Annotated in this window: 29 protein-coding genes; 11 read left to right on the top strand and 18 right to left on the bottom strand. The window is 41.3% G+C overall.

The genetic code is table 11. The features are described 5' to 3' along the window. The first annotated feature begins 104 nt into the window (after positions 1–104). Positions 105–380: a hypothetical protein gene (locus BTO08_RS21475; protein ID WP_105062573.1), complete on the top strand. Its 276-nt coding sequence runs from the start codon at positions 105–107 to the stop codon at positions 378–380. Here the strand turns inward: BTO08_RS21475 and BTO08_RS21470 are convergent. The 18 genes from BTO08_RS21470 to BTO08_RS21385 form a co-directional block, all read right to left on the bottom strand. Beyond that, positions 377–670, bottom strand: coding sequence for a hypothetical protein (locus BTO08_RS21470; RefSeq protein WP_045082413.1), 294 nt, complete (start codon positions 668–670; stop codon positions 377–379). The two genes, BTO08_RS21475 and BTO08_RS21470, sit on opposite strands and share 4 nt — an antisense overlap. Before the next feature lie 65 nt (positions 671–735). After that, the gene (locus tag BTO08_RS21465; protein ID WP_105062572.1) at positions 736–1,734 is read right to left on the bottom strand and encodes a flagellar motor protein MotB; all 999 of its coding nucleotides are present in this window, start codon (positions 1,732–1,734) and stop codon (positions 736–738) included. Beyond that, entirely contained in the window at positions 1,734–2,591 is an 858-nt protein-coding gene (gene motA, locus BTO08_RS21460) for a flagellar motor stator protein MotA (RefSeq protein WP_005364325.1), read from the bottom strand. The genes BTO08_RS21465 and motA overlap by 1 nt, the downstream gene beginning before the upstream one ends. 9 nt (positions 2,592–2,600) lie before the next feature. Continuing rightward, positions 2,601–3,329, bottom strand: coding sequence for a FliA/WhiG family RNA polymerase sigma factor (locus tag BTO08_RS21455; protein WP_105062571.1), 729 nt, complete (start codon positions 3,327–3,329; stop codon positions 2,601–2,603). A 10-nt stretch (positions 3,330–3,339) separates the two neighbouring features. After that, positions 3,340–3,825, bottom strand: coding sequence for a flagellar basal body-associated FliL family protein (locus BTO08_RS21450; RefSeq protein ID WP_105062570.1), 486 nt, complete (start codon positions 3,823–3,825; stop codon positions 3,340–3,342). 23 nt (positions 3,826–3,848) lie between these two features. Further along, complete coding sequence (locus BTO08_RS21445; RefSeq protein ID WP_105062569.1) at positions 3,849–4,946, bottom strand: flagellar hook-length control protein FliK; 1,098 nt, start codon at positions 4,944–4,946, stop codon at positions 3,849–3,851. 3 nt (positions 4,947–4,949) lie between these two features. Then, positions 4,950–5,252, bottom strand: coding sequence for a hypothetical protein (locus tag BTO08_RS21440; RefSeq protein WP_105062568.1), 303 nt, complete (start codon positions 5,250–5,252; stop codon positions 4,950–4,952). After that, a complete protein-coding gene (gene fliS, locus BTO08_RS21435; protein WP_005364335.1) occupies positions 5,239–5,634 on the bottom strand; it encodes a flagellar export chaperone FliS in 396 nt (131 codons plus the stop codon). The genes BTO08_RS21440 and fliS overlap by 14 nt, the downstream gene beginning before the upstream one ends. Positions 5,635–5,647: 13 nt before the next feature. Next, positions 5,648–6,982, bottom strand: a complete 1,335-nt coding sequence (fliD, locus tag BTO08_RS21430; RefSeq protein WP_105062567.1) for a flagellar filament capping protein FliD — start codon at positions 6,980–6,982, stop codon at positions 5,648–5,650. A 267-nt stretch (positions 6,983–7,249) separates the two neighbouring features. Beyond that, positions 7,250–8,119, bottom strand: coding sequence for a lateral flagellin LafA (gene lafA, locus BTO08_RS21425; protein WP_105062566.1), 870 nt, complete (start codon positions 8,117–8,119; stop codon positions 7,250–7,252). Positions 8,120–8,352: 233 nt separating this feature from the next. Continuing rightward, positions 8,353–9,183: an EAL domain-containing protein gene (locus BTO08_RS21420; RefSeq protein ID WP_105062565.1), complete on the bottom strand. Its 831-nt coding sequence runs from the start codon at positions 9,181–9,183 to the stop codon at positions 8,353–8,355. Between the two features lie 32 nt (positions 9,184–9,215). Next, entirely contained in the window at positions 9,216–11,309 is a 2,094-nt protein-coding gene (gene flhA, locus BTO08_RS21415) for a flagellar biosynthesis protein FlhA (RefSeq protein WP_105062564.1), read from the bottom strand. A gap of 39 nt (positions 11,310–11,348) precedes the next feature. Next, positions 11,349–12,476, bottom strand: a complete 1,128-nt coding sequence (flhB, locus tag BTO08_RS21410; protein WP_105062563.1) for a flagellar biosynthesis protein FlhB — start codon at positions 12,474–12,476, stop codon at positions 11,349–11,351. Further along, complete coding sequence (gene fliR, locus BTO08_RS21405; protein WP_105062562.1) at positions 12,473–13,249, bottom strand: flagellar biosynthetic protein FliR; 777 nt, start codon at positions 13,247–13,249, stop codon at positions 12,473–12,475. Before fliR ends, flhB begins: the two co-directional genes overlap by 4 nt. Continuing rightward, entirely contained in the window at positions 13,249–13,518 is a 270-nt protein-coding gene (gene fliQ, locus BTO08_RS21400; RefSeq protein ID WP_005364345.1) for a flagellar biosynthesis protein FliQ, read from the bottom strand. Before fliQ ends, fliR begins: the two co-directional genes overlap by 1 nt. Positions 13,519–13,536: 18 nt before the next feature. Then, positions 13,537–14,328 carry a flagellar type III secretion system pore protein FliP gene (fliP, locus tag BTO08_RS21395; protein ID WP_105062561.1) on the bottom strand — a complete coding sequence of 264 codons (792 nt, stop codon included), beginning with the start codon at positions 14,326–14,328 and terminating at the stop codon, positions 13,537–13,539. A 3-nt stretch (positions 14,329–14,331) separates the two neighbouring features. Continuing rightward, positions 14,332–14,697 (bottom strand): flagellar motor switch protein FliN, encoded by a 366-nt coding sequence (gene fliN / locus BTO08_RS21390; RefSeq protein ID WP_105062560.1) that lies wholly within the window; start codon positions 14,695–14,697, stop codon positions 14,332–14,334. Between the two features lie 2 nt (positions 14,698–14,699). After that, positions 14,700–15,467, bottom strand: a complete 768-nt coding sequence (locus BTO08_RS21385; protein ID WP_242446332.1) for a FliM/FliN family flagellar motor switch protein — start codon at positions 15,465–15,467, stop codon at positions 14,700–14,702. A 511-nt stretch (positions 15,468–15,978) separates the two neighbouring features. Between BTO08_RS21385 and BTO08_RS21380 the strand changes: the two genes are divergently transcribed. The 10 genes from BTO08_RS21380 (at position 15,979) to BTO08_RS21335 (ending at position 25,766) form a co-directional block, all read left to right on the top strand. Then, entirely contained in the window at positions 15,979–16,875 is an 897-nt protein-coding gene (locus BTO08_RS21380) for an OmpA family protein (RefSeq protein ID WP_105062558.1), read from the top strand. Further along, positions 16,875–18,224 (top strand): sigma-54-dependent transcriptional regulator, encoded by a 1,350-nt coding sequence (locus tag BTO08_RS21375; RefSeq protein ID WP_105062557.1) that lies wholly within the window; start codon positions 16,875–16,877, stop codon positions 18,222–18,224. The genes BTO08_RS21380 and BTO08_RS21375 overlap by 1 nt, the downstream gene beginning before the upstream one ends. A 12-nt stretch (positions 18,225–18,236) precedes the next feature. Beyond that, positions 18,237–18,626 carry a flagellar hook-basal body complex protein FliE gene (fliE, locus tag BTO08_RS21370; protein ID WP_105062556.1) on the top strand — a complete coding sequence of 130 codons (390 nt, stop codon included), beginning with the start codon at positions 18,237–18,239 and terminating at the stop codon, positions 18,624–18,626. A gap of 3 nt (positions 18,627–18,629) precedes the next feature. After that, on the top strand, positions 18,630–20,375 hold the full coding sequence (gene fliF, locus BTO08_RS21365; protein WP_105062555.1) for a flagellar basal-body MS-ring/collar protein FliF: 1,746 nt from the start codon (positions 18,630–18,632) through the stop codon (positions 20,373–20,375). Then, positions 20,341–21,375, top strand: a complete 1,035-nt coding sequence (locus tag BTO08_RS21360) for a flagellar motor switch protein FliG (protein WP_105062554.1) — start codon at positions 20,341–20,343, stop codon at positions 21,373–21,375. The genes fliF and BTO08_RS21360 overlap by 35 nt, the downstream gene beginning before the upstream one ends. Then, positions 21,375–22,172 (top strand): flagellar assembly protein FliH, encoded by a 798-nt coding sequence (fliH, locus tag BTO08_RS21355; RefSeq protein WP_105062553.1) that lies wholly within the window; start codon positions 21,375–21,377, stop codon positions 22,170–22,172. The genes BTO08_RS21360 and fliH overlap by 1 nt, the downstream gene beginning before the upstream one ends. After that, positions 22,150–23,499 carry a flagellar protein export ATPase FliI gene (gene fliI / locus BTO08_RS21350; RefSeq protein WP_105062552.1) on the top strand — a complete coding sequence of 450 codons (1,350 nt, stop codon included), beginning with the start codon at positions 22,150–22,152 and terminating at the stop codon, positions 23,497–23,499. The genes fliH and fliI overlap by 23 nt, the downstream gene beginning before the upstream one ends. 37 nt (positions 23,500–23,536) lie before the next feature. Continuing rightward, a complete protein-coding gene (gene fliJ, locus BTO08_RS21345; RefSeq protein ID WP_105062715.1) occupies positions 23,537–23,980 on the top strand; it encodes a flagellar export protein FliJ in 444 nt (147 codons plus the stop codon). 340 nt (positions 23,981–24,320) lie between these two features. After that, entirely contained in the window at positions 24,321–25,286 is a 966-nt protein-coding gene (locus BTO08_RS21340; protein ID WP_105062551.1) for a TDT family transporter, read from the top strand. Positions 25,287–25,382: 96 nt separating this feature from the next. After that, on the top strand, positions 25,383–25,766 hold the full coding sequence (locus tag BTO08_RS21335) for a GFA family protein (RefSeq protein WP_105062550.1): 384 nt from the start codon (positions 25,383–25,385) through the stop codon (positions 25,764–25,766). The last annotated feature ends 112 nt before the right edge of the window (positions 25,767–25,878 follow it).

Raw genomic sequence — 25,878 nt, 5'->3', positions numbered from 1 at the left:
TGCATTTTTCTATTTATTTAATTGTTTTACCTCAATTAATGCTGAAGTCATTCTATGGTAATTTACATATTCGTTTATAAAGCACAATAACGAATACTGAGCTGATGAATAAAATGAAGCATGTCGAAAATAAACTGGGCTTATGTATTGCCTGCATTGTTTTAGTTTGTGTGGTTGCAACAATAGGAAGTTCTACCAATACGCCATGGTTAGAGATGCCGTTTGAAGCATTTAATGGCATTGCATTTAGCTTTGGGTATTTCTTTCGTTTATCTGCTATGTGGGCGTACGTATGTAGTAGTGTCTTTTTTGTTTCATTGTTTGCTGTCAGTTTCTGGCTGGGGAAAATAGCGGTTAATTTTTTTTGTCGCCGATGTTAAGCCACTAAAAAGAAGAAATATAAAAAGCAGACGAAAGCGAGCAATATAGCTGAGATGATAGGGTAAATAATGTAGCTATCATCTATTCTATTCGCGCGATGAAAACAAAAAAACGCTAATAAACCATTATAAAAGATCAATAACAGGCTGATCATTGTACCAGTACGTAAATCGAGCGAGCCTAGCTGAAATAGAAAAAAAGACAGCAGAATATAATCAATGACGATAAGCCATAGAAAAGTCTTTTGTAAATTATCAGCTTTACGCTGTTTTATTTGTGTATGAGTCATTGGGCACACATCCACTAAAATCTCACCAAAACCAAGCATAGTATTCAATATTTATAAAATATAGCTTATAAATTAGACACGACGGGCTGTATTTCTTTTGGTTGGGTAACTGAATGGTTTATATAGTCGCTTCTTAGCACAGGTTGATTAAAACGCGCTTTTTCGTAAGCTTTATCAACAATGTTATCAGGATTTCCTGTACCAAAAAGAGCATCTACAACACTGGCTGCTGGCGTGGTTAAAATAAATAACTCAATACGACGATTTTCACTGGCGTTGGGGGATTGCTTGTTCAGTAGGGCGCGTTCAGCCATTGCTGCAACTTGAAGTACTCGATTGCTTGGCATGCCGCCAGCAATCAGCGTCTGTCTTGCGATATTGGCACGGGAAGAAGAGAGTTCCCAGTTTGATCTATTACTAAACTGGCGTTTAAACGGAGTTGCATCAGTATGGCCACTGATGATCAGTGAATTGCTGATTTGTTTAAAAATAGGGGCAATGCTTAATAATACATCTTCAAAAAAGGGCGTTAAATTAGCACTGCCACGATGAAACATATTTTGTTTGAAGTCATCTTGTAAAATGATCCTCAACCCTTGTGGTGTCACATCAACCGAAATATTACCTTGAGCTGATACTTGCTTAGCGGTTTCTTCAACGACCGAAGCAAGGATAGCTAATTGCTCTTGGGTTTCAAAACTACCAGGAATTAACGCATCACGCTCTGGGCCATCACCGTTACCATCAAAAAACGATTTTATTGTCATGGCTGCATTGTGAGAGCTTAGATCGGCAGCTTCGCCACCGAAATCAATAGGGGATAAACTGTTGGCGGTATCAAAAGGATTGCCAGCCCCTTCGTCAAAAACGCTGGCACTATTTACGTAAGCGACAATGGCTTTACGTTCTTTTTGATCAACTACTTGCATCAACCAAAGCACTAAAAATAGTGCCATAAGAGCAATCATAAAATCAGCAAAAGCGACTTTCCATGCGCCACCGTGATGTTGATGTGAATGTCGTTTTGCTGCACGTTTAAAGACGATCTGCTCTGTGTTCTGCATTATCCCTCCTGTTCAGTTAGCCACCTCTCCATTTCGTTAAATGTAGGTTTAATGTCTAGCTGAATATGTTTTCTTCCTGCGTCAATAGCTAATAAGGTCGGCTTTTTAGCGACATAGGCGACAAGTGTTGCTCTTATACATTCAAATGCTGACATATTGCGTTTAACACGCTGTGCCATGGCATTACTGGCAGGATCAAGAATGCAATAACAACCAAAAATCCCAAGAAAAGTACCGACTAATGCGGCAGCAACGTGATAGCCGATCATGGCGATAGAGCCATCGATGGCTTGCATAGTAATGATGATCCCCATGACAGCCGCTAAAATACCAAATCCAGGTAAGGCTTCTGCGGTACGTTGCATAGAACGCGAAGGCAAGAGTAAATCTTCTTCTATTGCACTGATTTCTTGTTCTAATAACCCTTCAAGTTCATAAGGCGACATTTGTCCCATTGCCATTAAACGTAAATTGTCTGTAATGAAAGAAATAACATGATGATCATGCTTAATGAGAGGATAACGATTAAAAATTGTGCTGCTTTGAGGCGACTCAATATGCTCATCGAGTGCTTTAAAGCCTTTATTACGAACGGTATCAAGCAAGGTTTGTAGCAATGCCATCAATTCCATGTAGTACTGAGCCTCATTATTACGAGGCGAGAGTACTTGACGAAATTGTTGGCGCATTTCCTTTAATACATGCGGTGGATTACCAATAATCAACGATCCCAATGTTGCTCCGGCAATAATTAAAAATTCAGCAGGTTGCCAAATCGCACGTAAATTTCCGCCAGCCCAAACATAGCCACCAAAAACACAAATAATAATGATGATGGCACCGATAAACTTTTGCATATACAGCTCCTAAGCCGATAAATAGTGATTGAGGGATTTCAGTGCTTGTTTATGCAGCTGACAAATACGCGGTGGAGTAAGGTTTAGCACCAACGCGATCTCATGTAGATTGAGCTCATGTTGATAAAACAGGGTCAGCAATAACTGCTCTCGTTTTGATAATTGCGTTAAAGCGTGTTCGAGTGTTCGACGCATATGTTCATGTTCAACACCGTTATATTCTAACGGTGCATCCAGCTCCTTACCGGCCTCTAGCAGTTGATCAAGGCTTTGCATTTCACTTGCCATACAGGCTTGTAAACGCAGTTGATAATTTTCGCTATCAATGCCAAGTGCAGACGTGATCTCAGCTTCTGTGGGCTGTCGGCCAAGTTGCTTCATTAAGTCACGGGTGATGTCGTTAAGCTCATGGGCTTGCTGGCGCGTATGACGTGAACGCCAATCTAATCGTCGAAGTTCGTCTAAAATTGCACCACGAATACGGCATACAGCAAAAGCTGGAAATTGAGGATCTTCGACATCACCATAACGTCGCGCCGCTTCTAACAGTCCAATTAATCCAATTTGCTGCATGTCTTCATAACTGCAATGTGAGCTAGTATGGTGACGAAGTTGATTTACCACGCGTTTAACTAAAACAAGGTGATTATGGATTAATAGATCTTCATCAATATGATGCTGTTGTGGCGAAGGGGTAGTGTCGAGCTCATAGTGAGTGGTTGGGTTGTGATCAAGCATACTCACCTCATTATTGAATGACGTATTTGGTAAAAAGCACATCATCGATATCACGAGCGATCGTGGTATTGGCAAAGGCTGCGGTCAGAGTTTGTTTTACTTCTTGCTGTAATTGATCAATAGATTGCTGGTTTTGTAACTCTTCATACTTCTTCTTACTGAACATTTTGAGTAATGCATTACGAACGAGCGGCATGTAGCTATCGATTTGTTTTATTCGTTCGGGATAGTGGGTTTGGACTGCGAGCTCAATCATCACATAATGAGTTTGGCGTTCGCCTTTTACACTGACAACGACCTTATCGAGAGGATGAAAGGCAGGTTGTGCCGTGGCTTCTGGCTCTGATTGAAAGACTTTTTTGAACCATACATCTATGTTTGGAGTGGACGTATTCTGTTGGCTATACCATAGGGTGGCACTAAAAGTGGCAACAGCAACAATAATGCTGATCAGCAATATGATAAAGAGGTTAGAAAGCGTTTTTTTATTAGTCATCATCCTGATCCTAAAAAAGAAAATTATGCGAGCGTGGATAGCCAATGCTCATTGGTTGTCGATGTTTCAACGTCTGCTGATGACGAGGAAGTGATTACCCTATGATCGTTATCATCTTGGGGTGAATGTTGTGCGGTTTGATCTGAATGAGAATGTTGTTCGCCGTGACTGATGTTAACGTCGACACTGACAAATTGTTGCTGGAGATCATGACGTAAACGTTCAGAGACTTGGTTAAGTGCATCACGTACTGCATTGTTATTGGCACTGATTTGAACATTCAATTTGTCGCCATCCATTTTGACGATCAGATCAAGCTTGCCAAGATCCGGTGGATCTAAACGAATACGTGCTTCTTGCATGTTTTGTGTCGCTTGAAGAGAAACGCGATCTTGGAGAATATTCAGCATTTTCTCACCCCATTGTGGAGATTGAGGATCAACACTTATAGGAGCCCAATTCACACGATTAACCGTTATGTTAGTTTGTGTTTGTGCTTGAGCAGATAAAACTTGTTCGACTGCTGTAAGATTTTGAACCGGTTGTGCAACGGGCATTTCACCATTGAAAACCGGTGTTTTTACCGCGTTCAACGATGACATTTGCTCTAAGGCTGAACTTGGTAGTGAAGTTATGGTTAGTGGTGCTATTACTCCCTTAGTAGGATTGTTTGCATGGTTGAACGCAGATGGATTGACACCGTCTAGCATCTGATGAGAACTTGATAATGCACTCTTAAGATCTGGTTGCTGCTTAAATGAAGCAGAGGACAGTGTGCTTGTGGTTGGCGGTGTAGCTAAGTGATTAAGTGAAAAATTGCCTATAATTGGTGTAGTTACGGTTGTTTCAATTTCACTTGGCGGTACCGGCTGCAATGCTTGATTTTGCGATATTGTTGCTGGGTCTCGCTGTTCAAGAGCTGTTGCATTAGCATTGCCTAATAGCAGCTCTGGTAACGTACTTTCGCTTTGTTGAGAAAATGTTTGTAATGTTTGTAATGTTTGCGAGAAACTTTCTTGCTCTACTGTCGCGTCTGAGTGTTCAGCAAGCATCCCAGCTTGTTTGATATCAGATGATGACGATACATTGTCAATTTTGGTGAGCGCAGTATTAATTAACATTGTTCACTCCATATTGTTGGCTGACTGATAAGCGTCAAGGCGTTCTTTTTCCTTGTCAGCAGTTGCGATTTTTTGTTGCAGTATTTGTTGTGCTTGTTGTAACGCAAGATATGCTTGGCGATGTGCAGCCATTAACGCCTTTATTTGTACTTGCTGTTGCGCTGTTTTAGGCTTCGAGTTAAGCGGTAGTAACAGCGTACGTAACACATCATCAAGCTGCTGTAAGCGAGACCAATTTTCAGTCGCAGCAGCTTGCTGAATTTTTGCGGTGAGCACTTTTAGCGATATGGAATTACTTGGCTGCATGCTGCCCAAATCCTTGCCAGCCTTCACGAATGTTGTTCATCACTAAAGTGACATTATCGAGGTGGGAGATATCGTTTTTGACACTTGCTTGGTAAAGCTCAAGCTGACAAAACTCATAAAGATCATGCAAATTAGCTGCAACTTCGCCGCCAAGTTCTAGATCTAACGCACTATCTAGCCCTATTAAGATGTTCATGCACTTATTAATACTTATCCCCTTGGCATCGAGTCGTTTTGCTTCGATATGACCTTGTGCACGTATTAGTTCATCTTGAAAGCCATCAATAAGCATCAAGACTAATTGATGGGGTGAGGCTGAAGCGGCTTGTGCATCCAAGTCGACTTGTTGATATGAATTAAAACCTGCATCTTGCATTAACATTGTTGTACTCCTTTTAACCAAATAAACCTTGGGTTTGCTGCATTTGGGTCATGATTTGATTCATTTGGGTGAATTGTTTGAGGTAGCGGGTGTAGGCCATGTCGTATTTACGTTCAAGATTGGCTTGCTTATCGTCGATACGATCGATGTTGTTTCTCAGTGCATCTTTGCGAGAAGTAAACATGCCTGAAGAAAATTGAAGAAAAGGCTTAAGTGAATCTTCTAATGAATCGAATAAATTACCGTCACCGTTAAACATGGATTCAATGGTTGAACCCATGGTTTGTTGTGCGTTTTTAAAGGTATCTTTATCAACTTCAAGTTTGCCTTCGCGGTTAATACTGATCCCAATTTCAGATAGCCTCTTGCCTTCAAATTGATCGCGTAAAAGGTTATTTAATTGCGATTCTATTGAACGAAGAGTGGGATCATTTGCCAGTGCACCACGTTTGGTATCTGCTGAGCCTGTTTGGGTATAACTATCAAGGTTGGATATCACCTTGTTATAGCTTTCAATAAATGAATTAACTTGCTCCAAGGTGGCATCTTGATCGGCATCGATAGCCATAGAAATGGCTGTATCACCAGAGGTTTGTGCTTTGGTTGCAGTGATATCAATACCATCAATAACATTTGAAAACGTATTGCTGCTATTGGTCAGTTTTAAGCCCGTGGTTTTCGCGCCAAGCCAAATCACTGCATCTTGTGGCGCACTTATTTCAGTTAAGTTAGTAAAAGCACCATCAAACCATGTTGTGCCTGTGCTTGAAGAAACACTTAATGTGTTCGCAATCCCTGTTTCGTTACTTGCTAGCATGAAATGAGTTTGACCACTGGTACGAACTAACGTGGCATTCACTCCGGGGTTATCGGGGTGGTTATTAATTGCTGTGGTGAGCTCTGATATGGTGGATTGCCCGTCACCATCGCTATCTATTGTTGAAAGGTCGAGATCAAGAGTTTGGCCATCGACAGTGAATGAGAGTGTTCCTGTGTTAGGTACAGAAGTCGTTGACTCCAAGTTTGCTGGCATATCAGTTTTGACCTGATGGGCGCTGGCAACTTGCTCAACAAAGACTTGATAATTGCCGCTTAATGCTTTTGCATTTGCACTGACGGAAAAGTGGCTGTCGTCACTTAATGTCGCTTTATTTTGAATAATGCTTGCAGTTGAGCTGTTGATGCTTTGAATTGTTGCGCGAAAATCACGTAGGGCAGATTCTACTTTACCCAATGCACTTAATTGGCTCTGGTACTTATCAGCTTGTAATTGATACCGCTGCTGAAATGGCTGTACATCAAAGGTGGCGAGTTGAGTGGCCATTTGAATAGGATCTAACGAATTCATTGATTGCTCCTTAAGTGACTATTTATATTGGCAAGAGCTATGCCAGAATACTTATCAAAATAAACATTTAAAAACAGTGGGTTAGGTTTTGTTGGAGATGTGGCGGAAATCTGATTTCCGTTTGTTGTTTCCTGTTTTATTCCTATTTTCCGTTTATTAACCAAAGGTTTACTAATCGTTCGCTTTCCTACATACCGACTTACTGATATCTAATAATGGCTACAAAAAAGCCTCCACGAGGGAGGCTTAGGAAAAAGAAACCACTGTTTAGCGAAGTAGTGACATTGCCATGCCCGGTAACTGGTTAGTTTGGGAAAGTACCGTTGTGCCGGCTTGCATTAACATTTGGTTTTTAGTCATGCTTGAAGATTCAACAGCAAAGTCAGCATCAACAATACGACCTTTGGCTGCAGATACATTCTCAACCATGTTGCCTAGGTTAGTGATGGTGTGGTCAAGGCGGTTAATGTTGGCACCCAGTGCTGAACGTGCATCACCAATTTCTTTCAGTAAACCTGCTTCACCGTTAGCACCTGTTAGGGTCGTTAGTGCTGTTTGTGCGTTAGCTGCAGAAGTCAAATCACCTAGAGCTAACGAACCTGCAGTACCAATGGTGGCATTCACGGCTTGTACTTCAGTTGATACATCAACAGCTAGTTGATCACCTGATTGAGTACCAATTTGGAAATTAACTGCGCCTGCACCAAATGAGCCTGCATCGGTCAAAATGTCTTGTCCACCAAAGCTGGTTGATGCCATTACGTTGGCAAGCTCTTCACCAAGCTGTTGGAATTCTGCATCAAGCGCTGTTCGGTCGTTTGCTGATACTGTGCCGTTTGATGCCTGTGTTGCAAGGTCGTTCATGCGGTAGACGATATTAGTCATTTCATCCATCGCACCTTCAGCGGTTTGCATCATTGAAATACCGTCTTGCGAGTTACGCATAGCTACAGACATGCCACGAGTTTGCGCATCTAGACGAGTTGCGATTTGAAGACCAGCAGCATCATCTGCAGCTGAATTTACACGGAAACCTGTACTTAAACGTTCCATTGCTGTGTTTAACAAATTGCTAGTATTGCTCAGTGTATTTTGTGTAACCAGTGATGCGTAATTGGTGTGCATAGATAGAGCCATGATAGTTCTCCTTGTAATCAATCTATCGAGGTATTTCCTGCTCACTGTATCTATGCGGTCAGTTGGAAAAGAACATTAATTTTTATTTTTAATATTTTCAAAAAATAAAAGAATAGGGGAATAAATTTGATATTGAGCCAAATAAATGAGGTTTTCTTATTAAATCGTGATGATATTAAATAAGAAAACCTCATTAATTTTTATGGGGCTGTAGAGATATAAAAGTCATAATTTTATATTTGATTATTATTCGCAACCTTTTTTTTCATTGATACCGACATTGGTATATCACTGACGTAACCGAAATAATATTGCGCACCAAGTAGTCGATATTGGTTTAATTCATGCTGGCTACCCACTCGTCCTGCAATAAATAATGTATTGTTTTTACGGATAAAACGAATGACGGGAATCAGGCCTGAGCGCTTATGATCATCATTAAGAATATGCGACGTTTTAATTGCATCAGGTTTAATTGTTTTTATTGTCTCTAAATAGCGGGTGGGTGGGATAATATCTATCCAGAGTTTTACCGCTTTCTTTTTTAATGATTCTAAATTTGCATTTAACGTCATCATGTTATGGCATTCACTATTTTCCATGTCATGAAGTTGAACACAGGGAATAATGTACTGCATTGCAACGGAATGATGTTGAAAGACCTGATTAATAAAGCCTTGTCCAATAGGCCATGATAGCGTTTCTGAATTTATCGGAACCACCAAGGGGTTAATAATATCTTTATGGAAAGTCGATAGCTGAAACTCAATATGGCGGATGGCTAAATATAAGCTGTAGAGATCAAATAGAAACTGTACAGGTTTAGATACATCAAATTGGTAAACACTTTGTTCGTTATTGCTACCAAAACGTAATGTTAGGTGTTGGTAGGTTACTTGATTGGTGGTGGTTTCTCGAATTGCCTGACAGACATGACTAATATCGTTTTGATCAAATGCGTCAAGTAGGATCGCATCGTCGTTATTACGGGTTAACGATGGGATAATACTTTGAATATAGCTGTAAAGTTCGTCCATGGTGTGTAATGTGTGTTGAGTTGTCATAGCTCGTCCTCGTTCAATTTCACAGGAATGAATTAACCTAAGTTGCCAATGATATTGATATTCTTATTTTCAGGAACTTCGTTATAAGACAATACTGCTAAGCCTTGGGCGAAAGTACGCGCATAGCGAGATAGCAGTGGTCGTAATTGTGGCATTACTAGTAAAACAGGGGCTGCGCCTTGCTGTTTTAATTGTTGCTTCGCAAGCGGCATATTTTGTTGAAATTGGCTTAAAATATTTGGCTCAATTGGAAAACTATCTAGCATCACATTGCCACTCGCTTGTGCTTGTTGGAGCGATGTTAATAACATCTGTTCAAGTTCATCGGATAGGGCATAGACGTTAAGATCTTTCTTATCACCATTGAGTAGATTCACCAAGGTTCGGCGTAAGCTGCAACGCACATCTGCAGCAATTAAGATTGGATCTTTGGTGTTTTCAGATGCTTCTAACATGGTATTGGCAATGGTACGGATATCTTTAAGTGGCACTTGATCAATGAGTAATTGGCGATAGACCTTTAGTTGCTGAGCAGGCGTTAATGCAGCACTTAAACTTTCTGCTAATTTCGGCGCCTGCTGCGCTAAACGTTGGTTAATGAAATCTACATCATCATGGGTAAACAAATCGGCTAAATGTACTTTCATCACTTTGCTTAAGTGAGTGGCAATTACTGTCGCGTCATCAACGACTTGGTAACCCATGTTCAAGGCCTTTGCCTTGTTGCTATTTTCAATCCACACCGCAGGGAGTTGATAAGCAGGATCATGGCCAAGGATGCCATCTATTTCGCCATAGGTATCACCCACGGCAATAGCCATTAAACGCTCAGGCTCAATGCTGCCTTGTTCAATGATCTCGCCATGAACGGCAATAGTATAGTGATTCGGTTTTAAGCTTAGGTTGTCGCGAATATTCACTTCAGGCAGTAAATAGCCGACTTGTTCCGAGAGATTTTTACGAACACCGCGAATACGTTGGGTAAGTGGCGCTCCTTGCTCTTTATTAACCAGATGGACTAAACGAAAACCGAGCGACAACGACATACTTTGAACATGAGGAATGTCATCCCATGTTAATGGCGTTTCGTGGTCGAGTTGCATGGCTTGAGAAACGGCTTCAACCTCTTCAAGTTGCTGGTGGTGATGAGGTTTTTTATATTGTCGCCAGCCCGCAAAGGCTAATACTGCGGCAAAGCTGAAAAATGCCAAGTGCGGCATGCCTGGCACAATACCTATGATTGCCATCACAGAAGCAACAGTGAATAAGGTTGCAGGTGAGGCAAGCAGTTGGTTCTGCATAGCTTGCGTCATGTCATCATCACTGTCGTTAATACGAGTGACAATAATAGCGGCAGAAGTTGCTAATAGCAGTGAAGGAATTTGCGCGACAAGACCATCACCAATAGTCAGTAAGGCGTATGTTTTAAAAGCATCAGAGGCGCTGAGTCCGTATTCAAAAACACCGATACTGATACCACCAATGATATTGATAAATAGGATCAATAAACCCGCAATGGCATCACCACGAACGAACTTTGAAGCACCATCCATTGAACCGTAAAAATCCGCTTCATTAGCAACATCACGACGGCGCTGTTTTGCTTGGTTTTGGTCAATAATGCCAGCGTTTAAATCGGCATCTATTGCCATTTGTTTACCAGGTAGGGCATCAAGGGTGAAACGGGCTGCTACCTCAGAGATACGTTCGCCACCTTTAGTGATCACCACAAAGTTGATGATCATTAAAATCACGAAAATCACCATACCCACAACGTAGTTACCGCCAATAACGACTTCACCAAAAGCTTGGAGCACTTTACCTGCGGCATCGCCACCATTATGACCTTCCAGTAATACAATACGTGTTGAGGCCACATTCAAAGTGAGTCGCATTAATGTCGCGACTAATAGAATGGTGGGGAAAACAGAAAAGTCTAACGGCCTTTTTGCTGTGGTACTGACTAACAATACCAAGATTGCCAAGACAATATTAAAGGTGAATAAGGCATCGAGCAGCATAGGAGGTAATGGCAAAATCACCATAGCCAGAATCATCAGTAAGGCGATAGGAATACCGATATAACCTTTACTCGACTGTTTGAGTGTTGTGAGCCAATTTAACATGTGAAGTCCTTCATCCAATCCGGTAAAAATGCGCTTAAATTAATGCTGTAAATGTTTTGGGATAACAAAATTGGGTAACGTTTGTGGTTGATTTCCTTTACCTTGTCGAAAGGCTTTAAGCTGTAAAACATAAGTTAATATATGAGCCACGGCGACATAGAGTTGACTTGGGATCGCTTGCTCTATCTGGGTACTGTGATAAATCGCACGCGTTAATGGTGGTGAATGTAAGATCTCAACATCGTGTTGTTTGGCGATGGTTTGAATATGCATTGCTGCTTCGTCTATGCCTTTTGCTACCACAAAGGGCGCTTCAGACAGTGTGGTATCGTATTTAATCGCAACGGCATAATGGGTTGGGTTGACGATCACCACATCAGCTTTAGGTACTGCTTTATCTATTTTTCTACGGGCAAATTGCTGTTGAATTTGACGAATGCGTTGCTTGATTTCTGGGCTACCTTCATTACTTTTAAATTCTTCTTTCAGCTCTTGTTTGGTCATTTTCAGCTCTTTGGCGTGCTCCCATTTTTGGTAAGGAATATCAATTAAACCAAATAACAATAGCGCTATGCCCATCAGCAAAATGCCATGAAAGAGAATCGTCAGAATTAATGACACGCCTTGTTTCAGTGGCAAGTTTTGCATCCCTAGTAAACGGCTTAAATTGGCATCAAGATAGAGATATAGCAGGAGGAAAATCACACAGACTTTGAGTGTCGATTTTAAAAGTTCGACTAAAGATCGCGTTGAAAACATCCGTTTTATCCCCGCAATGGGATCGATTTTTGATAATTTTGGCAATACGCCAGCAGGATAGAATAGCCAACCACCAATCAGTAGACTGCTGGCGATAGCGGCGATCAGAATCAAACCAAATAATGGCAGTAGTAATTGAATGATAATGGCTAAGCTTGCACCTAATGCTTCAATCGCTAGCCAAGGTGAGCGTAGATCATCACGAGACATTGTCATGTTTAATTTAAAGACGCCATTCAGCGTCTGCCAAATCACATCAATTTGGAAATAAAAGAAAACCACAACCGCAATAAAAATCGTAGCTGCAGTGAAGTCTTTGGCGCGTGGGATCTGACCTTGATCTCGGGCTTTGCGGATCTTCTGCGGAGTCGCTTTTTCAGTTTTATCTTGTGCAGATGACTGACTCATACGCCCCCCGAAATATAGAGTTGAAGTTGATCTAGGCTGTAATGGACTAACTCGACATAACGCGCAGGCACACCGCTGACAGAAATTAAGACACTAAAGAGTCCTAACAACATGGTCATAGGAAAGCCTAATGCATAAACGTTTAAACTAGGCGCGGCGCGGTTCATAACACCGAAACTGATATTAGCCAGAAGCATCGAAACAATAGCGGGCAGAGCGATGGCAAGGGCTGAACTGAACATCCAACCAAAAAGTGTGAGTATTTGTTTTACTGAAGATAGAGCCAACCCACTGCCTACAGGCCAAGAGGTAAAGCTTTGCACCAGAATATCAATGACCAATAAATGCCCATCTAAAGCCAGAAACAATAAGGTAGAAAACAATAGAAACATTCGCCCAAGAATCGCAACTGAAACACCATTAACGGGATCGTTCATCATTGCCATCCCTAAGCCCATTTGCAGTGAAATGATCTGACCTAATAATGTCATAATTGAAAATAGGAAATGGATAATTAAGCCAAATAACAGCCCCCATATTGCTTGCTCAAAAGCCAGCATAAGTGCCGAGAGAGATAGTAAATCTGTCGTGGGCATAGCTGGCATCAGTGGCGCGGCAATAAAACTGATAGCAAGTGCTAATAAAGCGCGTACCCAAATAGGAATTAACGCATCACCAAAAAATGGCATGGCTAACATGGCAGCCCCAATACGAAAAAACGGCCACCAAAACTGAGCGAGAAGGGCGTTGAGCTCTGCAAACGAGATAGCCATTAGCCAATCATTCCCGGTATGTTATGAAAGAGGTAATCAAATAATTCCATTAAGCGCCTTAGCATCCAATGTCCGGCAAAAATTACCATCAGCAAAGTCATGATTAAACGAGGTAGAAAACTTAAGGTTTGCTCGTTGATTTGGGTCGCGGCTTGAAAAACGGCAATCACTAACCCGACTAATAACCCTGGGATAACAAGTACCATTACCATATTGATAATTAGCCAAACCGCATTGGAAAATAGATCGACAGCAAGCTCTGGGGTCATCATTTACTCCTTTCTTTTTTATCCAAAGCTGGCAGATAGCGATCCGACCGTCATGGTCCAGCCATCAGCGAGTACAAACACAATTAATTTGAAAGGAAGAGAGATAATCAGCGGTGACAGCATCATCATACCCATTGCCATCAAAACACTGGCAACCACGAGATCGATGATCAAAAAAGGAATGAACAACATAAAACCAATTTGAAAGGCTGTTTTAAGCTCACTGATCACAAAAGCAGGTAACACGATAGCAAACGAAATATCTTCCACATCTTGGTCTAATGGTTCGTTGGCAATACGCATCATCTGCTCTAAAGCACTTTGATGGGTTTGTTTTAACATGAAATCACGAACGGGCTTTTCGGCAGTATCAAAGGCTTGTAAAAGGGTAATATCTCCGTTGTCATAAGGGACAAAAGCATTATCGTAGACATCAGTCCAGACCGGACGCATGATCAAAATAGTCAGTGACAAAGCGATACCCACTAGTATTCTATTTGGCGGACTTTGTTGTAAACCCAGAGCTTGGCGCAAAATAGAAAGTACGATAATTATGCGGGTAAAACTGGTCGCCATTAGTAGAAAGGCAGGGATAAAACTCAGTGCTGTCATTAACAACAATATCTGTAATTTCACACTGTATTCTTGTTCGCCTTGATCATCCGTAACGGTCAAGAAATTCAGCCCGCTATTGGCTTCTGCGCCCGAAGAAAATAGTATGCTGAGCGCAATAAGTAGCAAAGTGAGTAAATACAAATAATGGCGCTGTTGACATGCCTTTGTCAGCCAGTGGTATCCCTGAGCGATCATTGCTTAACTATCCATGGTGTTAAGAGGAGATTCGACGACATCAATTAGCCGTAGGCCATATTTCTCATTGATTACAACCACTTCGGCATGCCCCATCAGTGATCCATTCACTTTCACATCAAGCGGTTCACCGTTGAGTTTATCTAGCTCAATAACACTGCCTTCACCGGCTTTCATTAACTCACCTAATGAGATTTCTGTGCTTGAGACTTCAAGAGTGACAGTCACGGGGATCTTTTTGAAAAAACTTAAGCTACGTTGCGACATGCTGCTATCGAGTTGAGGTGTTTCTTCAAACTGTTCTAGCTGAAGATCGTCAAAATTAAGGTCATCACCATTGAATAGGTCGGATTCGTTAATATCGCTCATGCTTATGTGTCCTTACTGGTGTTGATGATTAAAACAAGTTGACCGTTTTGCTCTGCGACATGGCCGTTAAATAAGTGCTCTTGACCGATACTGATCGGTGAGGATTGCAGTAAATCAATATCGAAGATATCACCGGGCTTTAGCTGCAATACTTGGTCTAAAGGCATCTTTTTTTCACATAAAACTGTGTTGAGTTTGACCTTGGTCGATTCAAGTTGCTGACTAAAGAGTGCATTAAGTTCAGATGTGGGTTGTAAGCCAATAACATTGGTTAATGTTTGAATTAATGCGGAATCAATACAGATAATGATGTCGCCAATCGTCTCTTCACAGGTAACGGAAAGTTGAATGACTAAGCCGATATCGTCTGATAGTGAATTATCACATGATTGCCACATCTCCTCTGGTGCTATCTGTGCTGAAAAAAGTCGTCCTATTCGTTCTTGTAAACGTAAATCACTCGTTGTAATCGTTTGACTTTTAACACTATTTAGACGATTTACAGGCGAGTGATAAAAGCGATCAGCGAGTGCAATAAGCAAGGGTGCAGAACAGCGGAAATTCATCATGCCACTCTCATTATGGGCTACCGTAAATGCCGCATGTTGTCCCTGTTTTGGGGATTGGAAATCAATGCTAGTAACCGACATCGTCAGTTCATGAGTTTTAACCCATTTTTGGATTTGATCAGTTAAGCCCAGTAATGAATTATTTAAAATATTAGCTAATTCATCTTTGATTATATGAATAGGTTTTCCTAGCAATTCCACATTCAATATGGGATATCTTTTGTCAAAATCTGATTTTATATATTCCATAGCTATCATAATTAAGTGGGTAAAAATAAAGTGTAGTTGATGTTTATTCGTAATATATAAATATGTTTATCGTGTTTATAACTATGAAGATATAAATTAAAAACATTTAAGAGCAAAAATGTGACTTTAGTTCATACCATTAGTATTCGATGAAATAAAAATTGTTTTAATGTTTAAATTTAAAAAACTTCGATTATGATGAAGTTAAATCAAATGGATATTCACGGCTAAACTTATGATTAATAATGAAATAGCATTAGACTTTAGTATAATATTTAATCGTTATTACAATCGTCAAAAAAATGCCTTTAAAAGCGTCAAACAATATTTATTCGACTTGTTTTCTATGATTATTAAATAGATATATTCAAGTGTAAGAACATAAGAGTTAAATATAAAATCGATATGCAATTATTTAGCTATAATAAAATCTGAGATTAACATGTAGAGGTGAGTGCTTATTATGACACTCATAAAACATACAATTATATTTATATCTGCAATTTTCATTGCTTTATTCGCTCCCATAAACTCTATCGCTAAAGAGTTATTTTTACCTATGGATCTTGTTTCGTGGAAATATAAAGGCGATAAATTTAGTTGTTCATTGAGTCAAACAATTAGCCAATTTGGGGCAATTACCTTTGTTGCAAAACCTAGGCAGCCACTTGGCATACAGGTACAAAGTTACCATGTAAAACCACCTTATGAGCGTGCCATATTAAGCCAAGTACAGTCTCCTTGGGCATTGAATACCGCGCCTATCACTGTAGATGAAGTGGATTTAGATAAAAAATCAGGGAAAGTGTCTTTTTATACTGATATTGAGACGTTACTTGAAGCCATGGCGCAAGGTAATTGGTTAGGAGTAAGGCTGTCATCGTCGAGTCAACATAACACGTTTGATGTAACAGTCCCTTCAGTGAATATGACGCAGGCTATGGCTAATTTTAATCTATGTCGAGCTAAGTTACCTGCAATGGCATACCGCGATGCGAGAGACGTGGTCTTGCAATTTAAGTTAGGTCAACGTGTGGTCAGTTCATCGCAAAAACAAATCTTGGCAGATTTAGCGAGTTATTTAAAACATGACAAAAATGTCAAACGTGTATTGATTGATGGACATACAGACAATGTAGGATCCAATGTTGCCAATCTACAGATTTCAAAAGTTCGTGCTGACGATGTAGCCAGCATTCTGCGTGAAAACGGTGTGCGTTCATCGCTGATGGAAATTCGCTCTCATGGATCTCGCTATCCTGTTGCCAACAACAATACCCAAGATGGAAAAGCTAAAAATCGTCGCGTGACTATTCGCGCTATTCGCAAGGAAGATGCAGTAAAAAGGAAGGGTAGCTAATGCAGCCTAACAATATTCAATTAGTCGAGCCAAATTTAAGTGCAGCAAACCAAATTATTGCTGTGCTTGAAGGCAATGGTTATAGCGTCAATCACTTCACTTCTGGACGTGCTGCGTTATATCAATCTCGCTCAGCCATTACTTTGGTCAGCTCGCATATTACAGATATCTCACTTACCGATTTTATTCGTCAATTCCATCAAAAAACTGTCGCGACTAACCGTGCTTCCACACCTATTTCTATTGCTATTGTCGATCAGGCGCAAGGAATGATGGCGGCGGATGCAATGAAAGCAGGTGCAACCGATTATTTACTTCGTCCTTTTGAGTCTGAACAGTTACTGGGCTTGCTCGCACGCGTTGAAGCATTAGATAAACCCTTAACCAATATCGTGGTTGAATCTTGGCGTAGCAAGCAAGTGTTGCAGTTAGCACACCGTGCTGCAGGGACAAATGCGACAGTATTGATCACCGGTGAATCTGGCACCGGGAAAGAAGTATTAGCGCAGTATGTTCATCAACATTCATCTCGTTCAAATGCGCCTTTTGTTGCTGTTAACTGTGCAGCTATTCCTGAATCTATGCTCGAAGCGGTATTGTTTGGTCATGTGAAAGGGGCTTTTACTGGTGCAACACAAACGCAAACCGGTAAATTTGAAGAAGCCAATGGCGGTACGATTTTATTGGATGAAATTGCTGAAATGTCACCCAGTCTTCAAGCTAAATTACTGCGTGTGTTGCAAGAGCGTGAAGTGGAAAAAGTGGGTAGCCATAAAACTGTTCCATTGGATATTCGCGTCATAGCGTCAACTAATAAAGATCTTCGTGTAGAAATTCAAAAAGGGACGTTCCGAGAAGATCTTTATTACCGCTTAGATGTACTGCCGTTGCATTGGCCTTCACTGCGAGATCGTAGCGCTGATATTCTTCCTCTTGCACGATTTTTCATCAATAAATATCAAATGGGAAGTGCGTGTCAGTTGTCGGAAGATGCGTGTTTTGCGCTGTCTAAATATCACTGGCCGGGTAATATCCGAGAGTTAGAGAATGTCATGCAACGAGCCTTGGTGATGCGCCATGGTGATTTCATTACTGCACAAGATTTAATGCTGCCGATTGATCCTAATACTGCGCCATCTTTACCTCAAACTGAGGGAGGGAATGGTCGGGTAGAAGCGAAGAAAATGGCAGAGTTTCAATACATTATCAAAATTCTTAAACAATTCGGTGGTAACCGAACCAAGACGGCTCAGCAATTGGGCGTTACTACTCGCGCACTGCGTTACAAGTTAGCCGCAATGCGTGAACAGGGAATAGACATCGATGCTGTATTAGGTTCTGCGGCATAAAAGGAGAGTTAAATGAGCACAAATAATTCGCTACCGTCTGTATCATCTGAACAACTCATGCTTGATAAAATGCAGCAGATGCAGCAGATGCAGCAGATGCAGCAACGCACTCAAGTTGATTTCATCGTAAAACCTAATCTGATGCAGGTCGACGCGACCAATACACAATTTGCCGCTTCGCCATTATCTTTTTCGCAGGCCATGACAGGTGTTTTAAATACCGTTAATCAACATCAAAAAATCGCCAGCGACAAAGTTACAGCGGTTGAATTGGGGAAAAGTGACGACTTAGTAGGCGCGATGGTGGCAAGCCAAAAAGCCAGTTTATCTTTTTCAGCCCTCATGCAAGTGCGTAATAAAGTGGTTGCGTCCTTTGAAGATGTTATGAAGATGCCGGTGTAACTTATGTCTGAAATCATTGCCCAACCATCGATGACAAATACGGCAGCAGGTCCAACCGCTACCAGTGGGTTGTCTTCAAATCCGTATATTAATAATCTTAAAAACCTTTGGCATAGCAGTCAGCGCAATCTGGTTTTGTCTGCTGTACTTGCTGCGATTGTGGCTGCCATTATTGTGGTGGCGTTATGGAGTTCAAGTCAAAACTACCGCCCCTTATATGGTCAGCAAGAACGTTTTGATAGCGGTGAAATCATCTCGGTATTAGAAACGGAAGGGATCCCTTACCGCCTACAAGAAGCCAACGGACAAGTGCTGGTGGCGGAAGGTGAAGTAGCAAAAATTAGAATGTTACTGGCAGCAAAAGGGATCAAAGCCAAGTTACCCACAGGGCTAGATTCATTAAAAGAAGATTCGTCGTTAGGAACCAGCCAGTTCATGGAAACCGCACGTTACCGTCATGGATTGGAAGGCGAGTTAGTGCGTACTATTATTGCCCTTGATGCTATTGCTAATGCCCGAGTTCACTTAGCCATTCCTCGAAAAACCTTATTTGTTCGCCATAATGCGGAAGCGCCGACAGCGTCAGTAATGGTTGAGCTAAAACCGGGTGAAGATCTAAAAACTGAGCAAGTTGAAGCTATCATTAACCTTGTTACTGGCAGCGTAACAGGGATGAAAACAGAAAATGTTTCAGTTGTTGATCAATACGGGCGTTTACTCAGTGCCGATATTGGCTCGTCTGAAATGGGTAAAGTGAATGCTAAGTACCTTGATTATCAGAAGAATCTCGAAAAGCAGGTGATCCAACGTGCCGCTGATATGCTAACGCCGATTGTCGGACCAAGTAATTACCGCGTGCAAGTCGCCGCTGATCTTGATTTTAGCCATGTTCAAGAAACCAAAGAAGTTGTTGATTCAACGCCTGTAGTGAAAAACGAGCACCGTATTGAAAATAACAGTATTGATAATATTGCTTTAGGTGTGCCGGGTTCATTAAGTAACAAGCCACCCGTTACTGGCGAAGAAGAGAACAAAGACAGTAAAAATACCAATGAACGAACGGAAATTAATCGTCAATATGCGTTAGGCAGCAGTGTTCGCCATACCCAATATCAACAAGGTAAATTAAATAAACTCAATGTCTCTGTGTTGCTTAATTCTACGGCTGCACCCAATGGTAAAGCATGGACAGAAGCGGAAACACAGCAAATTAGCAATATGATCAAAGATGCTGTGGGGATCAGCGCTGATCGTGGTGACAGTTTGAGTATTTTAAGTTTCAACTTTACGCCGATTGCGATTGATGCGCCACCTGCTATTCCATGGTGGCAAGATCCAACAGTACAACAACCATTACGCTACATGATCGGCGGTATTCTCGGCTTATCGATGATTTTCTTTGTGCTAAGACCGCTTATTAGCCATTTAACAGGATTAGATCGTCGACGTGATGAGTTAACTTTTGCTGAAGAAGATATGGCGCACTCTTACGATGAAAGCCTGCAAACTCGCGAAGAGCAAGAACATGAAGAAACGTTAAATGAGCGTTTAGCCGCGAAAGGTATAGACGGAACTAATAACGCCTTTAATGCCAGCAATGATTTGTTGCCACCACAGGGCTCGCCATTAGAAATCCAACTAAAACATTTACAGCTTATTTCAACCGAAGAGCCAGAGCGTGTTGCTGAAGTCTTAAAACAATGGGTGAATGTTAATGAGTCAATCACAAACAAAAAATCAGACGGATAGTAAAGCCCCTGCACTGACTTATGTTGATAAAACAGCAGTCGTGTTGTTGGGTATGGGAGAAGATGCTGCTGCCGAGGTATTGAAGCACTTTTCTCGTGACGAAGTGCAGCGTGTGACCCGTTCGATGGCGGCATTAAGTGGTATTCAAAGTGATAGTGCGAAAGGGGTGATTCAGCACTTTTTTGAAGATTTTCGTGCTCACAGTGGTATTCGTGGCGCATCGAAAGAGTACCTTTCAAATACCTTGCGTAAAGCGTTAGGTAATGATTTAGCCAAAGGGTTACTTAATAACATTTACGGTGATGAATTACGTAACAACATGCAGCGATTGCAATGGGTGGATGCAGAATTATTGGCTAAATACGTTAGCCAAGAGCACCCACAAATGCAGGCGATATTCTTAGCCTATTTACCGCCAGAAACCTCATCGAAAGTGTTGGCGAAAATGCCAGTGGATTATCACGACGAGCTGCTATATCGCGTCGCGCAACTCGATGAAATAGATCATGATGTTGCCGCTGACTTACATGATTTGATTGAACGTTGCATTGCTCATATGTCGCAAGCACAAAATGCACCTATTTTAGGTACCAAGCAAGTTGCCGATATTATCAACCGTTTCGAAGGTGATCGCGGCCAATTAATGGAATTACTTCGTCTGCATGATGAAGACATGGTGAACGAAATTGAAACCAACATGTTTGACTTTATGGTGCTAGGTCGCCAGAAAGAATCGACCATGGATAGGCTGGTACAAGAAGTCCCTGTTGCGACTTGGGTGATTGCGTTAAAAGGTGCTGAGATCAGCTTACAACAAGCGATTAAACGTTCAATGCCACAGCGTATGGTGAAAACCCTAGAAGATGAAATGGCACTAAAAGGTGCAGTTCCTGTGAGTGAGGTAGAACGCGCCCGTAATGCCATTATGGATCAAGTACGTGAGCTGGCAGAAAATGGCGAGATTGATCTTCAGCTCTATCAGGAAATGACGGTGGAGTGATGATGAAGAAAGTAAAAATACATCAGTTATCACCGGGGCAATATCGGCCTCATCGTTTTCCTCCTGTGGCAGAGCCAGTAAATCATGGCTTTAATGATGGATTAGGTGATGTTGATCCTGCGATTAATTGGCAAGACAACCAGTTTGAATTACAACAAAAACTGGATGAGGGCTTTCAACAAGGGCTCAACAAGGGCTATGACGAAGGATTTAACCAAGGTGTTGAGCAAGGTCGTGATCAAGGTATTATCGAAGGACAAAAAGACGGTTTTCAACAAGGTTATGGACAAGGTGAGCAAGCAGGGCGAGAGATCTTTAGCCAAGCAGTAAAACCGGTTGAGAAAATCTTGTTTGAATTAAAACAATGGCAACAAGAAAAAGACAAACAACAACGTCAGCTCATTTGCGACTTGGTACAAAAAGTGTCGCAACAAGTTATCCGCGCTGAACTGACATTGATGCCACAACAAATTCTCGCTTTAGTCGAAGAAGCACTGGATGCGATTCCGGGTAAAACAGAAAAAATCATCATTGAACTTAACCCGCAAGATATCGATCGGATCCATACCATCAATAAGAGTTTACCTGAGTCTTGGAAGCTGATTGCTAACCCGACATTACCTGTTGGAGGTTGTCAGCTGATAACGGATAACGCAGAAGCCGATGTGGGTTGTGATGCGCGACTAGAAGCTTGTATCGAGAATGTACAGCAACATTTAGTTGAGCAGAATCATCCGTTAGATACCCTAATCCGTGTTGAACAAGGAGATCAGCATGAATCGTCTTCAAGCGGATAGTTTAACCGCACTTGCCGCTCTTGATAGTGTGCCTATTGCACGGGTCACAGGGCGGTTGGTAAAAGTGAATGGCTTAATGCTACAAGCTGTGGGTTGTCGTTTTAAACTTGATCAACGTTGTTTAATCGTGGCTGATGATGGTGAGCAGATTGAAGCACAAGTGGTCGGTTTTGATCACAACATTGCGTATTTAATGCCAGTTCGTCAACTCGGTGGATTATATGCAGGTGCGAAGGTGATCCCGATGCAAGGTGGCAGTACAGTGAATGTTAGCCATAAGTGGATTGGACGAGTTGTTAACGGGCTAGGAGAGCCGCTAGATAATGGTTTACCGCTACAAGGTGGTGAGAGTTTATCGTTAGAGCCAAAGCCTATTAACCCTATGAAACGCCAGCCTGTTGAGTCACCATTAGATGTTGGTATTAAAGCGATTAATGGTTTACTTACTGTTGGTAAAGGACAGCGAATTGGTTTAATGGCTGGCAGTGGTGTAGGTAAAAGTGTCTTGATGGGGATGATCACCAAATACACTGCCGCTGATATTATTGTGGTGGGGCTGATTGGTGAACGTGGTCGAGAAGTTCGTGAATTCATTGAGCGTAACTTAGGTGAGGAAGGACGAAAACGTGCAGTGATCATCGCCGCACCTGCTGATGAATCACCACTTATGCGCTTACGAGCGACCAAGCTTTGTCACCGCGTTGCCGAATACTTTCGTGATCAAGGCAAAGACGTATTGCTACTAATGGACTCATTAACTCGATATGCCATGGCGCAGCGTGAAATTGCACTCGCATTAGGAGAGCCGCCAGCCTCTCGGGGTTATCCACCATCGGTATTTAGTTTATTACCTCAATTACTTGAACGTGCTGGTAATGGGGAAAATCCTAATGGCAGTTTAACTGCGATTTATACCGTGTTAGCAGAAGGGGACGATCAGCAAGATCCTGTAGTGGATTCGGCACGCGCCATTTTAGATGGCCATATTGTGTTATCTCGCACATTGGCAGAGCAAGGGCATTATCCTGCTATTGATATCAATGCTTCCATCAGCCGATGTATGAGCAATTGTACCGAACAAGCTCATGTCACTGTTGCTAACCAATTTAGACAGTTAAATGCTAACTATCAGCAAGTAAAAGAGCTACTACCATTAGGTGGCTATCAAAAAGGACAAGATCCTGAATTAGATCAAGCGGTAATGATGCAACCCCAGCTTAAACAGTTCTTACAGCAACCTGTAACTGAACACTGTGATTACCAAGCGAGCTTAACCCAATTAGCCAACTTGTTTTCAGTCAATCAACCCAGTCCGTCAGCACCATAGCCACATCGTGTTTTAGGAAATGGAGCAAGAATATGTCATGAATTTGCCAGTCAAAGCTGTTGAGCAATTACAACGATTATCAGAGCAAAAGCGCGATAAACTCAGTGTTGTTTACCAGCAGCAGCGCCTGCAAGTGGATAATTATCAGCAACAACTACAGTTATTAGGTCAGCTAAAACAGCATTATATGGGGGCTGAACAAACACACGGCTCTGCGATAAACAGTGCGATGCTTAATAACAGCAATCAATTAACGTCACAGTTAACGACCATGATTGATCATCATCAGCATGAGCAAGCAATCATGAGCGCTGAATGTGATCACAGTAAACAGCAATTACAAGCCAGCAACCAACAAGTTAAACGCTTTGAAGAAGTAAAAAAACGGTGGCTTGCCAAACAACAATACGAACAAGCCCGTAAAGAGCAAAAGCAATTAGAAGAATTGATTAATTTGCGGCATAAAAAGCGGATGGTCTGAAATGCTAATTACAGGGAGATATTATTGAATATTTATTTGAGGCAATATTCCCATAGCTAAACCCTATTTAAAGTTAATATACGTGTTGTGTTACTTGTCGTTTTACTGATAAAAACAATCAAGCTTTTATCACTTTTCAATACTCTCAAATACCCCTTTTAAGCATATTCTATGTAAGCATAACACTCTCACCTAAATCCTTACAAAGGTTAATGCCTTGTTTATTATGTAATTAATTAATATATCCAAGGTTGCAAATTCGTTTCTATGTGGTTGATTTGCACTTTTAAGTGGTATATAAAATGTACCTTAATGCTTGTGGGGAATTGGACTATCTATAATGAAATCGGCAAAAGAAAAACTTCTTTATGCGCCATCATCCATTGCTGGTCTTGCACTGGGAGTGGGTAGTCTCGGCTGGTGCTGGGAGAATGCATATACTTTCAATGGTTTTTCTAAGTGGTTTGCCGCAACAATTGCATGTTCTCTGTTATTTATTTTATTCATCAAGTTTTGCCTTCACCCTAAACAGTTGCAATCCGAGCTTGCTCACCCTGTGATTGGCAGCGTTCTTCCAACGTTTGCCATGGCGCTAATGATCGTTTCTCATTCTGTTGGAGAATTTAATCAAACTGTCGGCGATGGCATTTGGCTATTTGCTATCATGATGCATGTGATTTTCATGATCACGTTTGTTTATCATCGAATCAAAAATTTCAAATTACATCACATGGTACCAAGTTGGTTTATTCCTCCTGTTGGAATTATTGTTGCGGACGTTACTTTTTCAGGGCAGTCTGATTTAGCTCCAATTGCTCATATAGCGTTATTTTTTGGAACTGCGGCCTGCGTAGTAATGCTACCTCTCATGTTCTACCGTTTGCTTTTTACTGATCCCATCGCTGACACTGAAAAGCCAACTATTGCGATACTTGCAGCACCGGCAAGTGCAACTTTAGCTGGTTACTTAAGTTTGATAGAGCAGCCTTCCCCAGTGCTGGTAGGCATTTTATTTGGTATCGCAATTCTATTAACAAGTGTTATTTATTGCGCGTTTTTCAGGTTACTTAGGTTGCCATTTAACGCGAGTTTTGCGTCCTTCACGTTTCCTATGGTTATAGGTTCTACTGCTTTGTATAAATTAGCTCATTGGATGGAACAACAAGGCATACCTACCCAATATGTACATCAAATTAATCAGTTAGCATATTTAGAGCTTATTATAGCCACGCTGGTGGTGGTGTATGTGTGTACTCGATTCGTTATTTTTTATGGTAGATTTGAAAGCATAAATAAAGCGATTTAAAGTAAATTACTAGGCTTGCTAAACAACGATGTAAAGAATAAAAGTAGTCATAATCAATTTTGTATTTCTGTTGGTGCATCGATATGGCGGTTAAATATGGAAATTAAAGGAATTCACATTGCAAAATGTCACTGTGGTGCAGTTGAGTTAGAGCTGTCCATGCCAAACGGATTAGAAGATCCTCGTCGTTGTTCATGTTCTATGTGTCGAAAACGTGGTGCCATCGCAGCTTCTGTATTACTTGAAAACCTAAAGATAATAAAGGGAGAAGATAACTTGACCCTTTATCAATTCAATACAAAGACTGCTAAACATTACTTCTGTAAGACTTGCGGTATATATACTCACCATCAAAGACGTTCTAATCCCCATCAATTTGCAATCAATGTTGCATGTCTTGATGGTGTTAATCCTTATGATCTGGAGCCCGTCAAAATTTACGATGGGATCAATCACCCAAAAGATAGTATCAACTTGTAACCGCAAACATTAATGCGTTTTATAAGAAAGTGTATTGTATTACAGTCCAATACATAGTTTTAGAGACACTTTAGTGCTTAAAGTAATGGGGTAGTGCTGCCCATATTTTAAT

The organism is Photobacterium angustum (genome assembly GCF_002954615.1).
GTDB classification, from domain to species: domain Bacteria; phylum Pseudomonadota; class Gammaproteobacteria; order Enterobacterales; family Vibrionaceae; genus Photobacterium; species Photobacterium angustum_A.
The sequence above is the reverse complement of the archived record's forward strand: the minus strand, read 5'-3'. Positions and strand labels throughout refer to the sequence as shown.